A 3639-nucleotide genomic window follows, 5' to 3' on the forward strand; every position below is an offset into this window, starting at 1 on the left:
CATCGCTGCCCGGCGCGGCGCGCTCGGCCGGCTGCCACATGCGCCCGTCGAAGCTGACCAGGATCTCGCCGTGACGGTCCAGGTCGGCCAGGCTGGCGACGGTCAGCGGCGCGGCGATCCGCACCCGCATGCCCTCGAAACGCTCCCAGTCGGCCGGTGGCGTGCGCAGTTCGGTCGCGTCGACCTCGCCCAGGCCCAGCTGCTCGACGGCATCCGGCATCAGCGCGGTCAGTCTGACCTGGCCGCCGCTGTCGAACTCGATCACGCGGCCGGTCACGCCGACCCGGGCACCGCGACGCAACTGGTCGCGGAACGGCGCATCGCGCCCGACCAGGACGAAGATCGCATCGGAGCTGGCCGGATTGCCGTCGCCGGCATCCTGCAGGTAGACCCCGCCCAGTCCGGCGTCGCCGCTGAAGTCGGCGGTCACCACCCCTTCGACGCGGACCTCCTCGCCCATGTACGGGCTGCGGCCGCGCACGCCCTGCACCTCGCCGATCGCCAGGACGGACGAGATTGGCCTGGATGCGGCCGCATCGCGCCCCCCCGTGTCCGCCACCGGCGATCCCGCTCCGTCGCAACCCACCGCAAGCGCCGCCACCAGCATCGCGGTCGCCGCTGCCAGGCGCCGCGACCGCGGCCGGAAGCGCAGCGGATCGGCGGCGGTGGAGGTGGCTTGGCGACGTCTGGAATGCATGCATGACCTCGGAGTCGGCGGAGCCGGCAGACCCGCATTATCGGCCGTCGCGGCACCCGTAACGACAACGCCGCCCGAAGGCGGCGGTCTGTTGTTCAGGCTGGACGCGCCGGGGCGGTGTCGACGGCCCCCGCGCGGGGGCGCCACGCGCCCGGCACTTCAGGCGCTCGCGAGCGCGGGTGCGGGGCCCGCAACCGCGGGGCGCCCGTGGATCACTTGATGTTCTCGAGCATCCAGTCGACGGTGGCGACGACCTGCTCGTCGGTCAGGGCCGGATTGCCGCCCTTGGCCGGCATCACGCCGGCCGCGCCGGTGTAGCCCTCGATCGCGTGCTTGTGCAGGGTGTCGGCACCCTGAGCGATGCGCGCGCCCCAGTGGGCGCGGTCGAGGGTCGGCGCGCCGCCGGCGCCGGAATTGTGGCAGCCCGCGCACAGGTTGTTGTAGATCACCGAGCCGTCCAGGGTGCCGCCGTAGGCGACCTGCGAAGCGGCCTTGGCCGCAGCGGCCGCAGCGGCGGCGGCCTGGGCCGCGGCACCGGTGCTGCCGGCATAGACGGCGCCGACCGGAGCGATGCGGCGCTCGGTGCGCTTGGCGACGGCCGGATCCACTTCGGCCGGCAGGCCGCCGTGGATGACCATGGCGCCAACGATCAGGCCCAGGGTCACCAGCACCAGGAAGCCGATCACCATCGAGAAATGCTTGAGGAATTCGAGGTCGTAATTGCGCACGATCCACCTGTGTGGCGTACCGCCGGGCGGCACGCGAAGCCATCGCCAAGGGCCGCAGGTGCGGCCCCATTGCCAGATACGGACGCCAGTATAGGACCGCCCCCACTGACCGACAGCGGGGATGGCGCGCCCGGAGGGATTCGAACCCCCGACCAATGGCTTCGGAAGCCACTACTCTATCCGGCTGAGCTACGGGCGCCTGGCTGAGACCCCTGCCACCGGTGCACGAGGCATCCGGCGGCGCGGGGCTGGCCATTCTAGCGGCAAATGAATCGTTTCGCGCTCCCCCCTCCACTCTTCGTCGGTCCGGAGCCGATGGCAGGGTGGATAATTGGCCCCGATCGGCGCCCCCGACAGGGCCGCCGCCTGCCCGCCGCGATCCGCAACCATGTCCTACGAACGCTACGAACCCACCTACACACCGTCCTGGAGGCGCAAGCTGCCGCTGTACTGGCAACTGGTGCGCGGCGACCGTCCGATCGGCACCCTGTTGCTGCTGTGGCCGACCTGGTGGGGCCTGTGGCTGGCCGCCGGCGGGGTGCCGCCGCTGTGGACCCTGTTCGTGTTCAGCGCCGGTGTCTGGCTGACCCGCTCGGCCGGCTGCGTGATCAACGACTACGCCGACCGCTGGCTCGATCCGCACGTCGAGCGCACCCGCGGCCGTCCGCTGGCGACCGGTGCGGTGTCCGGCCGCGAGGCGCTGATGGTGTTCGCAGCGCTGATGCTGGTCGCTTTCGCGCTGGTGCTGACGCTGAACCGGCTGACCGTCTACCTGAGCGTCGTCGGCGTGGTGCTGGCGGCCAGCTATCCGTACCTGAAGCGCTACACCCACCTGCCGCAGGTCTACCTGGGCATGGCGTTCGGCTGGGGCATCCCGATGGCCTTCGCCGCGGTCCAGGGCGAGGTGCCGACCCTGGCCTGGCTGCTGTACGTGGCCAACATCCTGTGGTCGACCGGCTACGACACCTGGTACGCGATGGTCGACCGCGACGACGACCTGCGCATGGGCAGCCGCTCGACCGCGATCCTGTTCGGTGAAATGGACCTCGTCGCGCAGGGCGTGCTGTACGCGCTGTTCCTCGCCGCGATGGCCCTGGTCGGCCAGCGCGCCGGGCTGGGCCCGGTCTACTGGGGCGCGCTGGCGCTGGCGACGCTGCTGGTCGCCTGGGAATTCGTGATCACCCGGCGGCGCGAGCGCGACGCCTGCTTCCGCGCCTTCCTGCACAACCACTGGGTCGGCGCCGCGCTGTTCGCCGGCATCGCCGGCGCGTTGTGGCAGGCGTCGACCACCGCCTGAGCCGGCGCCTCGGTCGTCGACCACCCGCGGCGATCAGCCAGTCATCGACCACCCGCCACGAGCTTGCGCAACTTGAATCCGGCGACCAGCTGCACGATGCCGTACAGCAGGGCACCGATCCCGATCCACAGCCCCGCCACCGCGAGCCCGGCCAACGGACTCATCGCGAACAGCACGCCCAGGGCGATCGCCAGCAGGCCGCTGAGCGCGATCAGCCATTCGCCGCTGATGTGCCTGCGCACCCGGAGCGCGAACGCGATCCGGTAGATGCCGCCGACGATCAGCCAGGCCGCCAGCAACAGCACGATCACCCCGGCGGTCATCGCCGGATCGAGCACGGTGAGGATGCCCAGGGCCAGTGAGGCGATCGCGTACAGCAGCTGCCAGCCCCTGGAGATGCTGTGGTTCCCGGTGAACAGCGCGATCACCGCGAACACACCCTCGACCAGGGCCATGACACCGAACAGCCAGGTCAGACTGATCACCACCGCGGCCGGCCGGAACAGCGCGAACAGGCCGAACGCGACCGCGATCAGTCCGTAGATCACCAGCAGCCACCAACCGCGCGCCAGTTCCCGCAGCAACGGCGACGCCGCCACCGCGTCGCGGACGCTGAACGATTCGGATGGGTTCATGCGGAGTCCTCCCCGGGACCTGCCGGAAGCGGTGCGATCGCCCGGCATACCCCGCGAGCATGGGCGCGCCGGTGTATGCCCGGTGTCAAGGCACCCGCGCGCAGACCCAGGCATCGACGCGGGCGACCCCGGCCCGGCGCAACGCGCGCGCGGCCGCATGCAGGGTCGCGCCGGTGGTCATCACGTCATCGACCAGGACCACGTGGCGCGGGCAGGAGCGCGCGGTGTCGACGGCGAACGCCGCGCGCAGGTTGCGGCGACGGCCGGCGGCATCCAGCCGCG

4 protein-coding genes, 1 tRNA gene and 1 pseudogene are annotated in these 3639 nt (G+C 71.5%); 1 reads left to right on the forward strand and 5 read right to left on the reverse strand.

Going from position 1 to position 3639, the window contains the following annotated elements; all coding sequences use genetic code 11:
* The 3 genes and pseudogenes from FKV24_RS03800 to FKV24_RS03810 all read right to left on the reverse strand — a co-directional run.
* Positions 1–697: pseudogene (locus FKV24_RS03800) on the reverse strand (hypothetical protein); the annotation flags it as partial.
* A 212-nt stretch (positions 698–909) separates the two neighbouring features.
* Positions 910–1425 carry a c-type cytochrome gene (locus FKV24_RS03805; RefSeq protein ID WP_111265174.1) on the reverse strand — a complete coding sequence of 172 codons (516 nt, stop codon included), beginning with the start codon at positions 1423–1425 and terminating at the stop codon, positions 910–912.
* Positions 1426–1547: 122 nt separating this feature from the next.
* Positions 1548–1624, reverse strand: a tRNA-Arg gene (locus FKV24_RS03810).
* Between the two features lie 189 nt (positions 1625–1813).
* Here FKV24_RS03810 and ubiA point away from each other — a divergent pair.
* Entirely contained in the window at positions 1814–2722 is a 909-nt protein-coding gene (gene ubiA / locus FKV24_RS03815) for a 4-hydroxybenzoate octaprenyltransferase (protein WP_141481372.1), read from the forward strand.
* Between the two features lie 41 nt (positions 2723–2763).
* Here ubiA and FKV24_RS03820 read toward each other — a convergent pair whose 3' ends face one another.
* Both FKV24_RS03820 and FKV24_RS03825 read right to left on the reverse strand, forming a co-directional pair.
* Positions 2764–3357 carry an HdeD family acid-resistance protein gene (locus FKV24_RS03820; protein ID WP_141481374.1) on the reverse strand — a complete coding sequence of 198 codons (594 nt, stop codon included), beginning with the start codon at positions 3355–3357 and terminating at the stop codon, positions 2764–2766.
* Between the two features lie 85 nt (positions 3358–3442).
* A partial coding sequence (locus FKV24_RS03825; RefSeq protein ID WP_283016200.1) for a ComF family protein occupies positions 3443–3639 on the reverse strand: 197 nt, incomplete at its 5' end.

This window comes from Marilutibacter maris, assembly GCF_006546735.2.
Lineage (GTDB): Bacteria > Pseudomonadota > Gammaproteobacteria > Xanthomonadales > Xanthomonadaceae > Marilutibacter > Marilutibacter maris.

Coding starts and splice junctions, on each gene's coding strand:
- ubiA (WP_141481372.1), top strand. CDS start 1,814: ATGTCCTACGAACGCTACGAACCCACCTACACACCGTCCTGGAGGCGC.
- FKV24_RS03820 (WP_141481374.1), bottom strand. CDS start 3,357: ATGAACCCATCCGAATCGTTCAGCGTCCGCGACGCGGTGGCGGCGTCG.